At 43.3% G+C, this 20149-nt stretch carries 16 protein-coding genes; 1 reads left to right on the top strand and 15 read right to left on the bottom strand.

What is annotated here, in order from left to right; all coding sequences use genetic code 11:
• Positions 1-12: 12 nt before the first annotated feature.
• The 3 genes from IGK85_RS06580 to IGK85_RS06570 all read right to left on the bottom strand — a co-directional run bounded on the left by IGK85_RS06580 (position 13) and on the right by IGK85_RS06570 (position 2523).
• Positions 13-1011, bottom strand: coding sequence for a sugar kinase (locus tag IGK85_RS06580; RefSeq protein ID WP_008381542.1), 999 nt, complete (start codon positions 1009-1011; stop codon positions 13-15).
• 1 nt (position 1012) lies between these two features.
• Positions 1013-1660, bottom strand: a complete 648-nt coding sequence (locus IGK85_RS06575; RefSeq protein WP_008381543.1) for a bifunctional 4-hydroxy-2-oxoglutarate aldolase/2-dehydro-3-deoxy-phosphogluconate aldolase — start codon at positions 1658-1660, stop codon at positions 1013-1015.
• Positions 1661-1770: 110 nt separating this feature from the next.
• Entirely contained in the window at positions 1771-2523 is a 753-nt protein-coding gene (locus IGK85_RS06570; RefSeq protein ID WP_035007150.1) for an IclR family transcriptional regulator, read from the bottom strand.
• A gap of 150 nt (positions 2524-2673) precedes the next feature.
• Here IGK85_RS06570 and IGK85_RS06565 point away from each other — a divergent pair, with 150 nt between their 5' ends.
• Positions 2674-3414 carry a MurR/RpiR family transcriptional regulator gene (locus tag IGK85_RS06565; protein WP_008381545.1) on the top strand — a complete coding sequence of 247 codons (741 nt, stop codon included), beginning with the start codon at positions 2674-2676 and terminating at the stop codon, positions 3412-3414.
• A gap of 18 nt (positions 3415-3432) precedes the next feature.
• On the opposite strand, the gene IGK85_RS06560 is transcribed toward IGK85_RS06565, so the two are convergent.
• From IGK85_RS06560 to IGK85_RS06505, 12 genes are all read right to left on the bottom strand, one after another.
• Positions 3433-4806 (bottom strand): gluconokinase, encoded by a 1374-nt coding sequence (locus IGK85_RS06560; RefSeq protein WP_008381546.1) that lies wholly within the window; start codon positions 4804-4806, stop codon positions 3433-3435.
• 219 nt (positions 4807-5025) lie between these two features.
• Positions 5026-6357, bottom strand: a complete 1332-nt coding sequence (locus tag IGK85_RS06555; RefSeq protein WP_035007167.1) for a 6-phospho-alpha-glucosidase — start codon at positions 6355-6357, stop codon at positions 5026-5028.
• Positions 6357-7985 (bottom strand): PTS transporter subunit EIIC, encoded by a 1629-nt coding sequence (locus IGK85_RS06550; RefSeq protein WP_008381549.1) that lies wholly within the window; start codon positions 7983-7985, stop codon positions 6357-6359. Before IGK85_RS06550 ends, IGK85_RS06555 begins: the two co-directional genes overlap by 1 nt.
• A gap of 164 nt (positions 7986-8149) precedes the next feature.
• Entirely contained in the window at positions 8150-8728 is a 579-nt protein-coding gene (locus IGK85_RS06545; RefSeq protein ID WP_008381551.1) for a hypothetical protein, read from the bottom strand.
• A gap of 15 nt (positions 8729-8743) precedes the next feature.
• On the bottom strand, positions 8744-10387 hold the full coding sequence (locus IGK85_RS06540; RefSeq protein WP_005236527.1) for a hypothetical protein: 1644 nt from the start codon (positions 10385-10387) through the stop codon (positions 8744-8746).
• Between the two features lie 18 nt (positions 10388-10405).
• Positions 10406-11281, bottom strand: coding sequence for a carbohydrate ABC transporter permease (locus IGK85_RS06535; RefSeq protein WP_005236529.1), 876 nt, complete (start codon positions 11279-11281; stop codon positions 10406-10408).
• 12 nt (positions 11282-11293) lie between these two features.
• Entirely contained in the window at positions 11294-12241 is a 948-nt protein-coding gene (locus tag IGK85_RS06530; RefSeq protein WP_005236531.1) for an ABC transporter permease, read from the bottom strand.
• 57 nt (positions 12242-12298) lie between these two features.
• Positions 12299-13216 carry an ROK family protein gene (locus tag IGK85_RS06525; protein ID WP_008381552.1) on the bottom strand — a complete coding sequence of 306 codons (918 nt, stop codon included), beginning with the start codon at positions 13214-13216 and terminating at the stop codon, positions 12299-12301.
• A 13-nt stretch (positions 13217-13229) separates the two neighbouring features.
• Entirely contained in the window at positions 13230-14231 is a 1002-nt protein-coding gene (locus IGK85_RS06520; RefSeq protein WP_008381553.1) for a LacI family DNA-binding transcriptional regulator, read from the bottom strand.
• Between the two features lie 223 nt (positions 14232-14454).
• The gene (locus IGK85_RS06515; RefSeq protein ID WP_008381554.1) at positions 14455-16599 is read right to left on the bottom strand and encodes a glycoside hydrolase family 3 N-terminal domain-containing protein; all 2145 of its coding nucleotides are present in this window, start codon (positions 16597-16599) and stop codon (positions 14455-14457) included.
• Between the two features lie 303 nt (positions 16600-16902).
• The gene (locus IGK85_RS06510; protein WP_008381555.1) at positions 16903-19227 is read right to left on the bottom strand and encodes a WxL domain-containing protein; all 2325 of its coding nucleotides are present in this window, start codon (positions 19225-19227) and stop codon (positions 16903-16905) included.
• Between the two features lie 45 nt (positions 19228-19272).
• Positions 19273-19638: a hypothetical protein gene (locus tag IGK85_RS06505; protein WP_008381556.1), complete on the bottom strand. Its 366-nt coding sequence runs from the start codon at positions 19636-19638 to the stop codon at positions 19273-19275.
• Positions 19639-20149 lie beyond the last annotated feature (511 nt).

Below are 20149 nucleotides of genomic sequence, written 5' to 3'. Positions count from 1 at the left end.
GTTTTATTCCTCCTATCGAATAATTTTTCCTGAACCTGTTGCAATAAATTCTTGTATCTCATTGGCGCTAAACTGATTACAGTCGCCATGGATCGTATGTTTCAAAGCAGATGCGGCTGTGGCAAAATCAACGATTTCTTGGTCTTGTTTCTTCGTGACAACACCATGTAGGATACCAGCTGAAAAGGCATCGCCGCCTCCGACGCGATCAACGATTGGATTGATCTCATGGGTAGCAGAAACGACATAATTGCCGTTATGCCATAGGCTTCCTGTCAATTGATTGTGACTTGCTGAGAGCACCTGACGACTAGTTGAATAAAAGAGCTGGATATTTGGGTATTTCCGATGCATTTCTTGATAATAGTAGTCATCTTCGACTTCCTCTGTTGGAGCTGATACATCCATAAAGACTTGGGCATCTAACTGTCCTGCCGAGCAATAATCGACATAGGGGAGCACTTCTTGCAAAAAGACGCGTGCTTCAGCGGTCGTCCACAGCTTTCCACGATAATTGATATCGAAACTGATTTTACAACCAGCTGCTTTCGCTTCTTTGATCAACGTCAGCAAAAGTGTCTTCCAAGTCGTTGAAAGAGCGGGCGTGATCCCTGAAAGGTGAACAATATCAACCCCATCAAAAAGGTCAGATTGCCACTCATTTTCTTTCATTTGAGCAAAGCTAGAGCCTGCGCGATCATAAACCACTCGCGCTGCTCGTTCCCCGATACCGGTTTCAATATAGTAAGTACCTAGTCGGGAACCGCCACGAAGCACGTGGCGACAATCGACGCCATAGCTTCGTAAATGATGAAAAACGGCATCTCCTAAAGCATTCTCAGGCACTTTACTAGCAAAAGAAACGCGATGACCAAAATTCGCTAAGGAGATCGCAACATTGGCTTCTCCACCGCCATAATGGGCAGCAAACATCGAACTATGGGCGATTCGTTCGCCTAACGTTGTCGATAGACGCAACATGATTTCTCCTAGTGTCAGAATGTTTGCCATCTTACTTTCCTCGAATCTCTTTTAATTTTGCCGCATATTGTTTCGCTACTTCTGTTACTTTGTCAAAATCCCCACTTGCTGCTGGCGCTAACAAATTCCCCCCTACACCAACGGCTACAACACCCGCTGCAAACCATTCTTGCATGTTGTCTAAGCTGACACCACCGGTCGGCATAATGTTTAATTGTGGCAATGGCGCTTTGAAGGCCGAGATGATACTTGGTCCATACGCACTACCCGGGAATAGTTTAATGATATCTGCGCCTGCTTTTAAGGCGTCCTTCATTTCTGAAATGGTCATGCAACCAGGCAGATACGGGATTTGATATAAATTACATAATTCAGCCGTTTCTTGATCAAAGGTTGGGCTGACGACATATTCTGCTCCTGCCATGATCGCTAAGCGGGCGGTCACTGCATCAAGAACGGTCCCCGCACCAACAACTACCTCTGGATTCTCTTTGAAGATTGCTACTAATTCAGCGATTACATCCGCCGCTTGAGGCACTGTAAAAGTCAACTCAATGCCGGTGATCCCCCCTGCAACGATCGCTTTACTTGCTTGTAGTGCTTCTTCTTTTGAAGCGCCACGTACAACAGCGATCACACCGCTTTCCTTTAGTTTCATTAAATTCGCTACTTTTTTCATTAAGACCCTCCACTTATTTCCTATTTGGAAAATGGTATTTATTATAAAGAAACTTACACGTTCATTATACCGTTCTCGTTTTTATTTGCAAGGGCTTTCCATTAAAAAGTTTACAACGCTTGCTCAATTTGTTGTTTTGTCGCAATAATCGCATCGATCAATGTCGTTTTGTATTTTGGGGTCAAGCGGTATTTCGGTAGGCTGATAGAAAACGCCCCAACGATCTCCTGATCTTTTGTCAGTGAGGCGCCGATGCAATAGATTTCTTGTTCCATTTCTTCATCATCAAAGGCTACTTGGTTCGCTTTTGACTGTTCCAATTCTTTCTTCAACTTCAACTGATTTGTAATGGTATTTTCGGTATAAGCGGTTAAAGGCGTTGCTGCCAAGTACTCCTCTACTTGAGGGGCATCAAACTCCGCTAAAACGGCTTTCCCCATGGCAGAGCTATACAACGGTCTTGTGATTCCTACTTTTGAAGACATGCGGATCGTTTGATTCTGAGGCTCCAATTTATTGACATAAAGAATCTCATTGGCGGTCAAGACCCCTAAGTGGATCGTTTCATCCGCCGTTTTCTGCAATGCTTCCAAGTATGGCAAGCTGATTTCCACTAAATCAAGCTCTTGAATGTTTTGATTCGCATACTTGATCAGCTTAGACCCTAAGCGATAATTCTTCTCTTTGTCGCGTTTGACATAGCCGATCATTTGTAGCGTTTCCAATATTTTCAAAGCTGTGGATGGGGTCAGTTTCGTTGCTTCTGAAATTTCTTGCAATGGTTTACTTGGCGCTTCTGCGAGGTAATCTAAAATGGTTGCTGCTTTTAGTAGTACGGTTCCATATGGTTTTTGTGTCATCATTTCTCCACCTTTATTTTCTATATAAGAAATTATAATATCTTTTTAGGAAATGCACAATCTTTTTCCTCTATAAAAGCATGACGCGATTCCTATTTTACTTTCTGTCGTTATTCATTGTATGATGAAGGCAAGACAAAGGAGTGCCGAACAATGGACTTAAATGTATTGATCAAAGGAAAAAAATTGACTGACAATGAGCTGCAAATTCTTGATTATTTGCTTGCAAATACCGCTGCGATCGATGGACTGCCCTTAAGAGAAATCGCTAAAACGATCTACACTTCCCCAGCAACCATCGTGCGGCTTGCGCAAAAACTAGGTTTTTCTGGCTATCTAGAGCTGCTTTACTTCTTAAAGAATCGCTTGAAAAATCAGACGATCACTGAAGCCGCCATCGATTACCAAATTGACGCTGCCAGTATTGCAGATACGATCGAAGCGATCAAAGAAATCTATGGACAAAACAAGAACAAGTTTATTACGATTTATGCCACAGGTTTTTCGGGGATCGTGGCAGAATACCTCCACAAAAAAATGCTTGTCAACGGCATCAAAACCTTATTAGTCAGTGCTTCTGACTCAGGTGGGATCATTAGTAACAACATTGAGAACATCAGTATGTTGATCACCATTTCTAAATCTGGCGAAACACAAAAAGTGCTGGAAAAGATGGCATTAGCCAATGAACATCACATACCAACTGTTTTGTTTTGTGGTAACGGTGAGCATCGCGCCAATCAACTAGCGACCTTTTCCTTTGAAGTGACAGATGAACGTCCCTACGACACCCAAAACATCCAGTACACCAGTTTCTTTGGCAAACTGCTCTTATTGATGGAATATATCGTTGACGCTTTCACGTGTGTTGAAAAAGAAAACCAGCAACCCTAGTGGATTGCTGGTTTTTGCTTATGCATGAAAATACGTTTTTGCCAGTTCTTGATAAAGCGCGTGGTTCTGCAGATCAGGAACAAATTTTTCATCTGGCTGATCTTGCCGCACAACAGAGCTTTTGTACAAATCATACAAGCCGAATATCGGTTCATTTTCATCGGAAAGATAACAGGTTAGCCCCAACACATCCGCGGTCATTTGACCTAATAGTTTTGTTTGAAAGAAACCACCACTTACAGTGACTGCCCCTTCCAACTGCGCCATTTGCTTTAATAAATCGATGTTCATCAGCATGCCTTCGAGGACTGCCCGTAACATATCTGAGCGATTGTGTTTCAGGGTCAAGCCAGAAAAGCCACCTGTGATTTCATTCGTCCAAAAGGGTGCCCGCTCGCCATTTAAATAGGGGAAAAAACGTAAACCGTTGCTGCCGATCGGTGATTCCTCCATGACTTGCGGCAGATAATGATAAAACCCATCAGGATCTTCTGATAAGGTCTCTTTTGCCCAAGCAAGCACACAACCGCCATTATTCGAAGGTGCCCCTACGACATAGAGGTCTTCTTGCAGATAGTAGCAAAAATTTTGTTTTTGGCGATCAAAGACCGTGGTCTCACTTACTTTACGAACCGCCGCACTGGTTCCGATCGTCAAGCTGTTGCGGATCCCTGTAGAAATATAGCCAGCATATGCTGCCAAACACCCATCGCTAGCCCCACACATCACTTCTACCTCAGGCTTCAAGCCACACCGCTGCGCCATCTCCTTGGTAATCAAAAAACGATCAGTCGGTGCACATAAAGGCGCTAATTGGGCTTTTGAAAGGGATAAATAGTTGAGAATCTTTTGACTCCATTGCTTTTCTTTCAAAGAAAAAAGACCGGTCGCTGATGCGGTACTATAATCGATCCGTGCTTGTCCAGTAAACAACGCCATTGCTAGTTCTTTTAAGCCTAACCATTTCGTCTCTTTGGAATATGAACCACTTGTTTGAAAATAAGCCAGTTTCGCAAAGGGAGACATCGCATGGATCGGTGTCCCTGTCTCTTCATAAAACGTTGCTGCCAGATCCGTTTGACGAAAGGCCGTCATCGTTTGATTCGCTTGATTGTCTGACCAAATGTAAATCTCTTCTGCTGTCTCACCAGCCACTGGCATCAAACTGTGCATGGCGGTACTGAACCCGATCACTGTGATTGCCGCTTTTAATTGAGCGGGAATCGTTGTGACACCACTGATTAATTGGCTACTGATCTGGGTCGCTGATTGGGTCTGTTTTAACCCGTGGCTATGGGTTTTGATTGGTAATGACTGTGAGTAAATGATTTTCCGATCTTCAATGACCCCAAATTTTATGGCTGTTGTGCCGATATCAATCCCTAAAAACATCGCATTGCTCCCTCTCATCTGATTCAATTAGCTTTATTCTACCATAGTTAGTGGCATATTCTAGCATACCTGTCTGATCGTTTTGTTGAGAAGACGTTTAGTGATGATTTTCTTCAGAGAAGTATTCTTCCACAGCAAAAATCAAAAAAAAGAAAGATTCTCGGAGAATCTTCCTCTTTCGTTATCCAACTAGCGAATGTTTCGCAAATGTGAAACAAATCAAGACAATCCTGGCCAGTAATCACCATTTTCCGAGACCAAATCATCGAGTAACTCTTTGGCTACTTTTGCGCTAGGAATCGTTTTGGAAAGGCTTAACGCTTGCCACATTTTTTGATAGCTCTTTTCCACATATGCTTCGACCACTAATTTTTCCACAGTCACCTGTTGGAACATGAGCGCTTGTTGGAAGGCAGGAATTTTTCCTTGAGCGAGGGCTTCTGGTCCATCAGAACCGACGATACATGGCACTTCCACCATGGCATCATCCGGGAAGTTCGCAATCGCGCCGTTGTTTTCCACAATCATGACCATTCGCTCATGCGTATTAAAAGCGATGGCGCGTGCCAAATCAACGATAAAGGTTGCATGGGCATCAATCTCAAAAGCGATCCCTTCAGCAGATCCTTGTGCAGTGATCTTTTTGGCATGATCGAACACTCGTCTTTCCCGTCCTTCCATCACTTCATTGGAACGCGTATACTCCGGGTGTTCTTTCATGTGTTCGTAGACGTAATCTGGGTATAAATAATACTTCAAGTACGTATTTGGCAGATATTCTGGTGTGAGAGCCAAGAGGTCTTTGGCTTTTTTGTGGGTGTCTTGCCAACTTGGGTCTGTATGTTGGGTATCCACTTCGATCTGCGTCAAATAGCCATGTTCTGCAACATAGTCACGTATGGTTTGAATGTACTCCGTGCCTTCTTTGTCTTTGACACTAGTCCACCAGCCAAAATGATTCAAGCCAAAGTAGCGAACTTCTAGTTCCTCTGGCTGTTTGCCAATGATTTGCGACATGCGACGCAACGTACCCACGGGCATGTCACAGATATTCAGAACTTTTGATTTAGGACGCAAGACTCGACATGCTTCAGCTACGATTGCAGCCGGATTGGAATAATTCAGCATCCAACAATCGGGGGAATACTTTTCCATGTAATCAATGATCTCCAGCATACCAGTGATGCTGCGCATCCCATAAGCGATCCCTCCTGGACCACAGGTTTCTTGACCAAAGACGCCATGACGCAAGGGAACTTTTTCATCTTTTTCCCGCATATCATACTTTCCTACTCGGATATGCGCCATACAGAAATCGATATCGCTGAAGGCTTCCTCAGGATCCGTCGTAAATGAAAATTCGATTTGCGGTGCTTGTTCTTTTAATAAGATCGCTAGGGCTTCACCGAGGATCGCTTGGCGTGCTTCATCATTGTCGTATAGTTTCAGCTTTCTTAAAGGAAAGCGTTCTTGATTATCAAGCAGCATCATAACGATTCCCGGGGTAAAGGTACTGCCGCCCCCTGCGATCACTACTGAAAAATTTTTCATCATTCAATCTCTCCTTCTCTTCCAAGATAATTTTCTAATTCTTCCCGCACTTTCGGCACAGTCAACCCGTAAACGACATGGACATTTTCACCATTTTTGATCACGCCTTTGGCTTGTGTTTCGTCTTTTAGTAGCGCTTCATCCACGAGTTCAGGATCCTTTAGTTTTAAACGTAAGCGGGTATAGCAGTTGTCGATGGTTTTGATATTGTCATCGCCACCTAGCGCTTTGGTGATGATTGCTGAGATACTTGTTTCACCAGTCGGACTAATGGCGGCTTGGTCACTCGCCATGACCCCGACACCTGCTCCAGCAAGTTGTTTTTCTTTGTACTCTTTCTTCGAATACAGTTTGGTCTCTGTCCCATCTTCTTCACGCCCGACCGTTTTCAAATTCAGTTTCGTGATCAAAAAGCGGAACAAGAAGTAATAAAGAAAGAAGAAGACGACTCCGACGATCAAGTACACTGGCCAGCGAGTTTTCTCGATCCCTAAGGGCAAGTTGTACAAAAGAAAGTCGATGAAGCCATTCGGTCCGATGGCGCGAGAACCAAAGAGATTTAACGCCACCATGCTCAAGCCGCTAAGTGCAGAATGAATGACGAACAAAACAGGTGCCACGAACATAAAAGAAAATTCGATTGGTTCAGTCACACCTGCAATAAAGGAAGTGACGACAGCTGGAATCAAAATGGCTTTGACTTTGACTTTATTTTCTGGTTTTGCCGTTTGATACATCGCCAAACAGGCACCGATCAGTCCAAACATTTTTGAGATCCCACGAGCGTCCCAAATGACACTTTGCGATAATACGCGGACTGCTGGGTCAGCAATTTCCGCAAAATAAATGTTTCGTGCCCCTTCAAAGACTTGACCGCCAACTTCTGCGACACCGCCTAATGAGGTATACAAAAACGGCGTGTAGATCAAGTGATGCAAGCCAGTTGGAATCAATAAGCGTTCCAACATACCGTACAAGAAGATGCCAAAGTTGCCCGTTTGTTGAATGATGCCGCCTAAACCGTCGATGCCAGTTTGTATTACTGGCCATATAAACGTGAAAACGATGGCTAATAACACGACGACCGGAATCAAGACAATAAAGACGAAGCGCGCGCCGCCATAAACTTGAAAGGCGTTGTTAAAGGTCGTATCGATAAAACGATTATGGATCAATGCTACGACGATCCCTAAAATGATCCCCAGAAAGACCCCCATATCCAACACTTGGATTCCTAAAACGATCGCTTGTCCTGAACCTTGAAGGGCATCGGCTGGAACCAACATCCCCCGAAGTTCCATGAATTTATTCATGGCATTCAAGAAGACGAAATAACCTAACAACGCGGTAAATCCCGCTTCAGCTTTTTTCTTATTAGCTAACCCTAGAGCAATCCCGACACAAAAAATAATGCCCAAATTGGTTAAAATCGGTAATAAGGAAGCGGATAAGATACTACCAAAACCGGTGGTTATCGGATTATCCAAAAAGGGAAACTGCTCAAGCAAGCGGACATTTGTAAACACATTCCCAACGGCAATCAATATCCCTGCGATCGGCAAAATCAAGACGGGCACAAACATTGCCTTGGAGAATTTCTGCATCGCATCCATCACTTTTTCTTTCATTGAGGAAACTCCTTTGTAATTGATTTGTAGGTTCATTATAGGAAACATTTGTTACTAATAGAATAGCAAACGTTTTCAATTCAATGCGTTTCAAAGATTGGAATGTGTTTCATCCTGTTTACTTCCTTGCTAGTGGTGAATACAAGCAACAAAAAAAGAGTGAATCAAGATTGATCCACTCTTTTTAGATGCAACACTTTTTGATAGAAATACAAGGGCCCAGACAGACAAAATAGATAGAAGATACCTGGTGCTGATTGCCATGTGAAGAAATAGCCGATCGCTGCTAGGACTAAGATTCCGATCCCTTTATGGTAGTGCATCATCGTAAAGAAAAAACTACTACGAAAAAGGTCAAACAAGTTTTGCCGATCTTGCATTTTTGATTGCATCACATACAGGTTAATGTTGTAAGACAACAAAAAAGTAAGAAAAATGATGGTCAAAAAAGAGAAAAACAATGAATTCGTCAAAGTAGCAGAACGCCACAAGCTGAGTCCGCATAAAAATGAGAAGAGATTGAAGACCCCTAGTGGCAGAGTCTTCAATAACGCGCTTTTGCTATTTTTCAAAAAGGGTTTTAGCAGTTTTGCTTCAGGATGTTCGTAAGCATCGACCACTGCTCGCAAAGCGGCTGGAAACGTGATGATCGGAAACGATACCACTAAAAACAAGAGATTCAATACCAGCATACGAAAAACGATTTCGCAAAGACGATAAAAACGACTCTCTAAAGCAAACATCACACTCACACACCTTTAGTTTAATTTTTCAATATTTTCAGCGATTTTCTCATTTCGGTAATCAACGATTGCTGACCATCCATTGTTTTCTCGTTCTTTTAGGTAGTCTTCCCAAATCTGACGGCCCGCTTCTTCCGAGTCTGCTTGAATAAAGTTGACCAACGCTTGCACTCTTGCTGTGTTGATGGAAGTGAGGTTTCTTGCTTCAGAACCGGTGCGAGGATCAATGTCTTCGATCTCAAAACGCGGCGCCAATTTGTCTTGCGACCATTCCACCATCTGCCGAATCGATGTTGCTGGTTTTTGTCCCATTTGAATGGCGTAATTGTCATTGCCAACAAACCAATAAGAACCTAAACCAATTTCCTTATCAAAGCGAGCAATATCAGAATTTCGTAACGCTTCTGTTTCTTCTGAGTACTCAACCACGCCATCCACAAGATTGTATGTTTCCCCTTCGATACCAAAGGTAGTGACCATCGTGCCATACTCACTTGCTAAATACGTCAAAAGTTCCATGGCTTTTTGGGGTTCTTTTGTCGACGTCGTGATGAAGGTTTGTGTCCATCCACCAATATTTCCGCCAGTAAAAGTGGAATCATCGCCATTCGAATTTTTCGGACCATCGACGGCAATATAGGTTTGCTCAGGATTACGGGCATTATTATCGGACATAAACTCATTGAGTCCCTTCGTATTCGTATGCAGGTAAGCAAAATAACGCCCTTGTCCTAGTTTTTCCTTCATCGTGTTGTCATTGTCTGAAAACTGGTCATTGTTGATGTATCCCTCATTGTACGCTTTTCTAAATGTCTCGATCCAAGTGATGTACTCCTCATCAGCGTCACGATCATTGAATTGACCGTCTACACTTGGTGCGATACTGAGAAAGTCTTGCAAAGTACCACCATAGGCGCCATCCCCACCATTGGAAATATCTAGTGCAGTCGAAGCAAATGGGACTAGAGCTGCACCATCATCTGCTGTCGGAAATGCTTCTTTTGCCCGTTTTAACGCATCTAAAAATCCTTCTGGCGTCGACATATCGGGTTCACCTAACGCTTCGTAAATATCTTTGCGGACAATGAAAACTTGGTCTCCCACTACATTGCCGTCCTCATAATCTTGTGCAGTCGTGGAAAAGCTCGGGTATCCATAAATGTTGCCATCTTCTAAAGTAAACCATTGAACAGATTCCGGTTTCGCTGCATGTTCTAAGAAGTAAGGGTCATATTTTTCTGCCAAAAGATTCAATGGCAAGGCAAATTTTGTCGCTTCATTTGCAGCAGACAGGTTTTTATCGAAGGTCATGATATCTGGAAGATCGCCACCAGCTAGCATCGTATTAAGGTTCTCGTCATTTCCTGAAATAAATTCGACATTGATATTCATGTCTTCTTTGATTTTTCGCGTCACAGTGTCTTTGCCCCACCCCGGCTGAGCATACCAATCAAAATTGACATACCATTTTAAGGTCGCTTCATGGTCGGTGTCTTTTTGCCAGCTTGGTGTATCTTTGTCTGCTTCAAAGCGAGCTTCTGGCAGATCTTCTACCTCAGCAGCTCCTTTTGACTCGCTGCTGGAATTACCACAGGCACCTAATACCATGACTGATGTACATACGAGACCGATCCCTAAAAATAATTTGCTTGCTTTCATTTTTTTCTCTCCTTTTGTCTATTCTTTTACTGATCCAAGAGTCATCCCTTGAATAAAGTACTTTTGTAAAAATGGGTAGATCACGACGACAGGAACCGTCGTTACCACCATGGTTGCTAATTGCAATGACTGTGAAGTTGTATTTCTGACAACATTGGTTCCGGTCGCCACTGCGGGCGATAGATTTTCCGAAACGATCCGAAATAGTAGCATTTGTAAAGGATATAAACTACGATCATCCACATAGATATTGGCGGTCATGTAGTCGTTCCACTGAAAGACGCCGTGGAATAATGCAATGGTTGCCAAAACTGGAAGGGACAATGGCAAAATGATTTTCACGAAAATAATAAAAGGATTGGCGCCATCCATCATGGCAGATTCTTCCAGCGAAAATGGAATGCTCCGGAAAAAATTCATCAAAATCACCATATCGTAAAAAGAAAATAAGACAGGAATGATGTAAACCCAAAAATTATTTAACAACCCTAATTCTTTGAATAAGAGAAAGGTTGGGATCATTCCTCCGGAAACGAACATCGTTAAAATCCCCATGTTCATGTAGATTTTCCGTCCCATTAAGTTTCTGCGACTCATCCCATAGGCGACCATCGCCGTTAATGCCGTATGCAAAACAACGCCAATCACTGTTTTTGCAACTGAGATAACAAAAGCTTTATAGATCGCAGAATCTTCAAAAACGGTGTAGTAACTTTCTAGTGAAAATTCCCGTGGCCAGAAATAGATCCCCCCTCTTGCGGCATCGGTTGCATCATTGAACGACAAAGCGACGATATTCCATAATGGCAACGCAATGATGGCTAAAAAGAATACCATGAAAATCACATTGGCGGTATTGAAGATCTTCTCATCTTTTGAAAATGTTTGTTTCATACTTTTCCTCCTCTAAAAGACTGATTCATCACTGATTTTTTTGGTCAAAAGATGACTTCCTACTACGAGGATCAAAGAAACAACCGACACAAACAGGCCAACGGCGGTCGCATAGGAGAAGTCTCCTTGTTGGATCCCCATTTTATAGACAAATGAATTAATGACTTCACTGGACTGATAATTGACAGGGTTTTGTAAGACGAGTGTCTGATCGAGGTTTGAACCCAATAACCCCCCCACTGACAAAACAAATGTCAAGGCGATAATATGACGGATCGAAGGAATCGTGATCCGCGTGATCTGCTGGAACTTCGTGGCGCCATCCATTCTAGCTGCTTCATAAAGAGCTGGATTGATCCCCGTCATAGCAGCGATGTATAAAATCGTATTCCAGCCAACTTCTTTCCAAATATCGGAAATGACTGCAATCGCCCAATATTTTTCGGGATCGGTCAAGAAGCGGATCGGTTCATCGATCAACCCAAAACCTAACAGTAGATTATTGACCAGACCGGTATCAGACAACCACGTAATAAACATGCCACCTAAGATGACCCAAGAAAGAAAGTGCGGCAAATAAGACACCGTTTGAACGACCTTCTTCAAGCGCACATGAACGATTTCATTGATCAATACCGCTAAACCAATCGCCGCTGGAAAGCCAATCAGTAGTTTAAAAAAGCTGATGCCCAATGTATTACTCATCACCGTCCAAAACATTGAATCACTAAAAAATTCTTGAAAATATTGAGTACCGACCCACTCCGCATTTGCGATCGAATCAAGAACTGAGTAATCTTTAAACGCGATAACGATCCCATACAATGGGATAAAATTAAAAATAATCATCAAGATAATACCTGGCCAAACCATCGCTTGATAAAAGCTTTGGCTTTTTAGTTTTTGCAAAAATGACCTTTTCTGTGGGGTTGCTTTTAGCATGACACCTTTTGATTCCATTTTTCCACCCTTTCTAAAACGCTTACTTTTTCACCCAAAGGAAATACATGCTTTCCTTTATTGGTTCATCAATTGATAGACCGCACCAATCATACCAGCATCATTTTTTAATTTTGCTCGTTGAATCGGTGCAATCGTGCGACCTTCTAAATAACCAATACTTTCATGGCGAGCTTTTAGCTGGCTCATGGTCTCTTCAAGCCTTGTCATGAAACCATCATTTTCACTGACCCCACCACCAACCAAAATCAGCTCGGGATCAAATGTACTGATCAAATTCAGTAAGCCCACTGATAAATCTTGGAAAAATTGAGCAATCACTTGGTTCGCTACTACTTCTCCTTGTTCTCCTCTCTGGAAGATCTCGACTGCATCTTGAGGCAGATCACTTCGCCCTTGTTGCTGAAGTGCCAGTTGATACTGATGGCAAAGACCACCCACGATGGCTGCTCGTTGATTCAAGGAAACTGACTCTAGATTTCCCTGTTCAGGCAATGTGTCGATCAGCATCCACCCAAATTCACCTGCCATGCCATGACTGCCTCGATAGAGCTGATTGTTGACGATGATCCCGCCACCAATACCAGTTCCCACAACAAGACAAAGATAGTTCTCACAAGCCTGTGCATGCCCAAGCCATTTTTCAGCAATCGCTGCAGCATTGGCATCATTTTCAACAAGGACTGGCAGCTTGACACGTTTCTCTAATTCCAACTTTAGGTTGATTCCATAAAGCGGTTTGATTGATCCTGCCGTGATCATCGTGCCATCTTTTTGGATGATGCCCGGTGCGCTAATACCGACACCTTCGATCATTGCGTCTTGCTGCAGCGATTCGATCAATGCTGTGATGGATTGCAAAAATTTTTCTTTTTCATGAATGGTTGGCATCTGTCCTTTCTTCACAATTTCACCCGTTCTCAAAATCACACCATATTTGATAGCCGTTCCTCCAACATCAATTCCAATAAACATTGCTTCACCCTCATTATTCATTTACTTGTTTTGTCGATTGATTAATACTCAATTCTCCTGGTAAAACGTAGGAGACACCACATGCATTTTCCTCAATCATTTCGATCAAGTGGTTTACTGCCGTGACCCCTTGCAATTGGATTGGATTTTTCACAGTCGTCAACCGAGGCATGAAATAGTCCAAGAGATCGATGCCATCAAAGCCAATTACGCTGAAATCATCCGGCACCCGCCACTTGGTCTCATGGATCGCCTTGACCGTTCCGATCGCACTAAGATCATTTCCCGCCAGAAACGCTGTGGGTAAATCTTTCTGCTCTAGCAAAAACTGTTGCACGCGGACTCTCGTTCGTTCTTCTTCAAAGAACCCCTGCAATTGATAGTCCGACCGTTTAGAAACCCCTGCCTCGTTTAATGCTTCTAAATACCCTCTTAAACGCTCATCACTATCATAAACACCAGTAATACCACTGATAAAGGCAATTTTTTTGTGGCCAAGTGACAAAAGATACTCGGTGGCTGCTTTCCCTTTTTCGAAAGAATCAAAGACTACACTGCCGAAGTTCTTCTCTTGAATGTTTCGATCGATAAAGACGGCTTTGATTTGTTCTCGTTCCATCGCAGCCAAATCCTGCTTCGTTAAAAAATCTTCAAATCCAATAATGCCATCAACAACACCACCTAAAATACTATTGAGGACAACGCGCTTATCTGCAGATAAAAACACGTTGACTGCATACCCATGTTTTTCTGCCTCTCTGGCAATGGCTTCAACTAGTACGCTAAAGTAGGGGCCCTTAATGCTGGTGGTGTAAAAACCAAGCATCTTGGTTTTCGTGTTTTTTAATTGTTTGCCCATCAAATTTGGGACATAATGCAACCGCTGCGCGGCAGCCATCACACGTTCTTTCGTTGCGGGCCGAACAACATCGACACCGTTTAATGCTTTAGACACGGTCGCAATCGACACGTTTGCCTCCTTTGCCACTTCCCGAATCGTGATTCGATTTGTCAAATGATTCTCCCCTCCTGAAGGATTCTTCCCAAAAATAAAAACGTTTTTATTTTGCTGAAAAAATCAACGACCACTCTAAGGTTGGCCATCCGATAAACCAACTATATATAAAAACGTTTTCACCCGCAATGGTTCTAGGACTAGTTGGCGCATGTACCAGCACCTTGAAACCTGTGCCACTTTGGTACAAGTTGTACCCGAAAAAAAAAGCCTCGAAAGGCTTTTAAATCGTGAGCGTACCAATCAACTTCGCTGAGGCAGCAGCAAAGCCAAGGTATAAGGAAATCGTACCAGGATCACTTTCTGTCGAGAAATCGGAATGAACATAAGCAAAATCCTCTGGTGTAACATAGAATGAATGCTGCCTTTCTTCGGCTGCAGCAAGATGGATTTTTTGCCATTGTTTCAATTCCCTCATCGGTCGTGCTACTTCCGTAACATCGTCTCTGCTATAGAGTTGCAATGTCGTTGTATGCGGCACATCGCCCTCATTTTTCAGTGTGCAACTGATCTCAAATGGCGCACCCTTTTCCTGAGGAATAATGATTTGGGTGTGGGTAATCGTGCATTTACTATAGCCTATCCCCGAGCCAAAAGAAAACAACGGCTCATTTTTTTCATCCATATAGCGCGAAATATATTTTTGATCACTATTCTCTTCTGTCAGTGGCCGACCTGTAGAGAGTTGAGCATAAGTCAACGGCAACTGTCCTTCTGCCCTTGGAAAACTCATAGCTAAACGTCCTTGCGGTTCAGATTCGCCCATCAACAAATCTGCCAATGCATTACCGCCTTCTGATCCAGGGAACCAGGCAATCATGATGGCTTGACAAAGAGGCTCAATGGCGGTCAAAACCAGTGGTCTGCCACAGAAAAGAATCGTTGCGATCCTAGGATTGACCTGACTTACTGCTTCAATCAATGCTTCTTGCTTTCTTGATAAAGAAAGTTTGGTCAGACTTGCCGCTTCTCCCGCTTCCTCGCTGGTTTCCCCCAGAGCCAATAAAACGACCTCAGCTCCTTTAGCGACTTTACACGCCTCATCAAGAAAGGCGCTCGTCAACATTTCCCCATCAGGGTACGATAAGACAGTTAAGTCAATTTCTTTTTGAGAAAGACCTTCCGCTAAGGAGACCGCAGCCTCTGGTTTGCCGATCCACGACCAAGCCCCCAAAAGATCCTTTGAATCTGCTTTGGGACCGATCAGCGCGACCTTTTGTTTTTTCTGCAAAGGCAACAGTGCCTGGTTTTTCAGAAGAACCGTTGTTTGCTTTGCTGCTTCTCTTGAAAGAAGACGGGTTTCCTTTAGGAGTCTAGGCGTTAAGTTTTCCGGTGCTAACCCTCTATAAGGGTCTTCAAAAAGGCCTAGCTTGTTCTTTAAATGTAGCACATGAAAAACCGCCTTATTCAACTGCTCTTTCATAGCAGGATCTGCCTGAATGATTTGCTCTAGTGCGTTCAAATAGCAATCACTCATCATATCCATTTCGACACCTGCAGTAAAAGCTTTCTGTGCGGCTTCCTTTCGATCAGCAGCTACACGATGCGCCATCAATTCCGCCACCGCTGCCCAATCTGAGATGATCAAGCCATCAAACCCAAGCTTTTCTCGCAATACTTCCTGCAACAATGGTTGATTGGCTGTGGCCGGCACACCATGGATCGTATTAAAAGAAGTCATGACCAATTCTGCACCAGCTTCAATCGCCGCCTGAAACGCGGGCAGATAATTTTGGTAGAGCTCCAGATCAGACAAATCGACAGTATGGTAATCCCGGCCGCCTTCTGCAGCGCCATAGCCGATAAAGTGTTTGACACAAGCAGCAATTCGCTGTTTATTTTCTGCAAGGGAAGCAGTTCCTTGATACCCTCGTACATAAGCAGCCGTCAACACCGCAGATAAGGTCGGATCTTCCCCATTACTTTCCAAGACCCTCCCCCAGCGCGCGTCTTTAACATGATCCGCCATCGGTGAAAACGTGACATGGACACCAGCTTCTGCCGCTTCTTTTGCTGAAGCTTTAGCAACCTCTTCCACTAACTGCGCATCAAAGGAAGATGCTAAGGCCAGTGGAATTGGGAAAATCGTTTCATACCCATGGATAACATCTGCCATAAAAACAAGAGGAATCTTTAAGCGACTTTTCTCAAGATAAGACGTTTGGATGGCATACACTTGTTCCGCAGTATGAGTGCCCAACACAGAACCAATCGAAAATAATTGGTCTTCACTCATGTGCCATTGTTGCATCGGACCGGTGATTTCTCCTCCTTGCGCAAAAAAATCTGGCGTCAGTTGGACCAACTGGCCCACTTTTTCAGCTACAGTCATTTGGTCAATCAGTTCTTTTAGTTTTACGGTTTCCACTATTATTCTCTCCAATCATTAGGCTCTCTTCTTTTGCTTATCGAACTTGCGGCATTTGCTCCTTCTTAGCAGAAGCAACATGTTGCCGATTCCTTTCATTCAGTATAATTAAAAACGTTTTCAAAAAAAGACGGTCTTCATACTTTGGTGCAACTCATGGCAAAAAGGAAAAATCTTCATCATGGTACAAGGTGTACCATGAATAATGGATAACACCAAATCCCCTGATACATCCGACATTGTGTCTTCTCCGATGCTAACAAAAAGAAGCTGCAATTCGCTGCAGCTTCTTTTTGTTTATTGTTAAGGAACAAATGAAAGTTCCCAAAGAATGGTTGCTGAATATCTCGTGGCTTGAGGAGTCGCACTAATTGGCACCTCAAGTTTGACACTTTGATCCATTGTTTCTCGATCGCCAAAGCGCTGGACCCAAGTGCCTCTGCCTTGGTTGGCACCTGCTTGTGCGATTATCTCCGCATTTCCAACAGTCAGTGCTGCTTGCTGTTTATGAGTAGGTGGCTCAGACACGTTTTCTCGAGTCGTTACTACATCGATATTGTCTAATAAAATTCTAGCACCAGTCAGTTGATGCCCTTCATCACTTTCAAAAGGCTCTCGTAAGGTTGCACGGAGGGTCCATCCAGAATTTTCCCGCCTCCGATCTGAAACCTGCACATAATTAGGCCGTAGATTATCATTTGGATCAGCCGGCTGAAGGAGTTTTTGCGGCAGGGCATCGTAGGTCGTCGTTTCTGACCGAATGCCAACTGTCCCAAACTGGAATTGGGAAACAAAATCCAAGCTGACAAACCCTTGTTCTGCATCAATCTCAGGCGGATTCTCAGGATTTACTTGCGTATCCGGATCAAGAGGGTCTACTGGTTGCGGAGTACTTTCCAAACCATACACCAGCCAGTATTCTTGTTCATCTCGGGTGACTCTTGTTTCCAGCGGCTGACCGTCCCGCTCGTAAAGATATTGGTAATAAGGAATCTCCTCAGGAAGGATATCGACCGATTCATTTACGAATTCTCCTTGATAGGTTGGTCCCCTCAATGCTACCCCTTCTTCATCTATGTGATTGATCTTGATGTTCGATGGCACGCGATCAAATAAAAAAGTAACATTCTGATGGAAAGGCTGCGGCATAATATCAAATGTACCTGGGTCAAAGTGTTCTGTGTCAAACTCAACCCCATAATAGTCATACCCTAACTGATAGGGTTCATCGCTCTCTCGGTTCTTGGGGTCAAGGGTATGAAGGAAACGTAATGGTAGTTCTAATGTTTCAGTTGGTAGAATATCCACCCCTGTCTCTCGATCTCGATAATTCACATGGACGGTTCCGGTACCAATGTAATAATTCATCTCTTCAAAATAAAAGGTATGACGATCACTTCTCGCACCTGTACTACCAGATATAATAAATGCCATTGCAGAAATATCTGATGGCTGCCAATCACTGATGTCACGTTCCCAAGTCATACCTCTATAAGTAACTTTAAACCAGCGACCTTCATTATTTGGCTGATATTCAATCAGGATCGGGTCATCTGCTCCATTTCTAGCACCCGTAGTTGCTGCTCGAGCATCATCTCCCATATATGTTTCCAGTAATAATGGTGTCCTATGATAGATAAAGCCAGCAAAGGGCGCTCCATTGACAGCTATAGGGTCTCTTTCAACGATAAACCTATTCTGGTCAAAAAAACCTCGAGTAGCATTATAGTTATTGTCTAGTTTAAAAGCAAAAGCATCCCTCAAACCTCCGATTCCAAACGCATTGCCCTCATAACCTATTCTATTGGTCTCAGAATTGTGAAAGCCAAATGCCATCCCATCAGCACCAAGTGGTTTAGACCCAATATTGGCTTTACCTTTAAGCGTAAATGGCTGATCCAGACTAATTCTGTCTTTTAAGGTAACATAACCGACTGACCCAGTTATATCTTCTGTTAGTACTAATAGCCCAGTTTCATCATTGTAAGTAGCAGTATTTTCGTCACCTTCGATAGCAAAGTGTTCTCTAAAATTGCTTTTGTTAATTGTCACTTCGACCATCTGTCCACTTCTATCATCTACTTCTGGCTCTCTCGCTTCCGCATCCGCAGCTTGATCTGCTTCCGCAGAGTCATTCTCTTCTTCCGTCGAATCAGTGTCTTCGGCATCCGTATGATCTAAGATCAGCAGGCGCTGCGTAGCAGTCTCGGCAACGATGATCTCATATTCTCCGATCGTATCCACAAGAATCGGTAAGACAAAAGTCGTTTGTGGGGTCTCGCTGTTCAGCTGCCACACACCTTCGTGGTCTGTTGCTACCACCGTTAGTTCATCGTTCAAAGCTTCCTGATCAATGATTATTTCCTGAGGCAACGCGATGTCCACCGTTTCGAGGGCAACTTCTGAGTAGAAAATAAAATCTATTACGTGCTCGACCTCGCCTTGGATCAGTTCCTCCGCAAAGGAGATTTCTCCACTCACTTCATCGTCGGCCTTCTCCTCGTGTTCTTCCTCTGGTGTCCACGAAAAAATCGTCTCGGCATTCATGATTGTTAATGTTGTAATCAGTGGGAGTAAGGCAAGTAGAACCAGCAACCACTTATTTTTTTTGCGAAAAAATGAGTTCATCGCATTCACTCCTAAATGTCATTTCTCTTATTTTCCCCATGGGATCTAGCCCCACTTAGGGAATGTTGATTTCCCTTTTTTGATAAGTTGTTTTACTACGTATATGTTAAGTGCGGTGATCAGCAAGAGACTTCCAAGAATCACCCAATCCAACCGTTGAATGAAGTTTGTCTGGGGCAGCTGCCCGCCGGGTTTACCCGTGTCTTGCGGTGGACGCGGAACAGGACCGGTTGGTGGAGATGGTTCTGGTTGATCCAAAGGCTCATAAATCCCGGTAAACCCCACTGTCCCCTCCGTTTCCGTTGAACGTCTCTCCTCGCCAAAACTCGTTCTTGTAAACCCGAAAGCGAACAATAAGACCAAACATACTTTCAAAGCCCTTCCTCTAATAGATGCACCGTTGATATCCATTCTCCCTCCTCCTTGTGAGTTGTTCATTTCGAAAACGATCGTTTTTGAGACGTGTTATTTTATTAAAGCCAATCTCTTTACAAAAGCCTAAATAGTACTGTTTATATGGAATTCATTCTATCTTGATCGTAGTCGTACTTGATATCTCAAAAACCATGGTTTTCAAACATGTCATACTAATTATATCGATGTTCTACTTAGAATAAAATTCACGATATTCCTCGATCGATGAATATCCTGCATGAAGTTAAAAAAAACATACGTTTCATTCATATGTTATTGTTGCAACTATTTTAGAAACTTGCCATCTCCCTTTTATACAACAAAAAGCTCAATGATCTTAGATTACGTTATTCCTTTAATCCTCGACACCTTGAATCGACGCTTCATGTCAGGCGTCCCTCTCATTTTCTATCAACAAGACTGAACCGTAATTAGCTTGCTAAAATGCAAAAAAACAAACAGGTCCAAAAGTCATCAAAAGAAAAGTCTCTTGATCCATTAAACCTGT

The organism is Enterococcus sp. AZ015 (assembly GCF_050499225.1).
Taxonomy (GTDB): domain Bacteria; phylum Bacillota; class Bacilli; order Lactobacillales; family Enterococcaceae; genus Enterococcus_D; species Enterococcus_D entomosocium.
The sequence above is the reverse complement of the archived record's forward strand: the minus strand, read 5'-3'. Positions and strand labels throughout refer to the sequence as shown.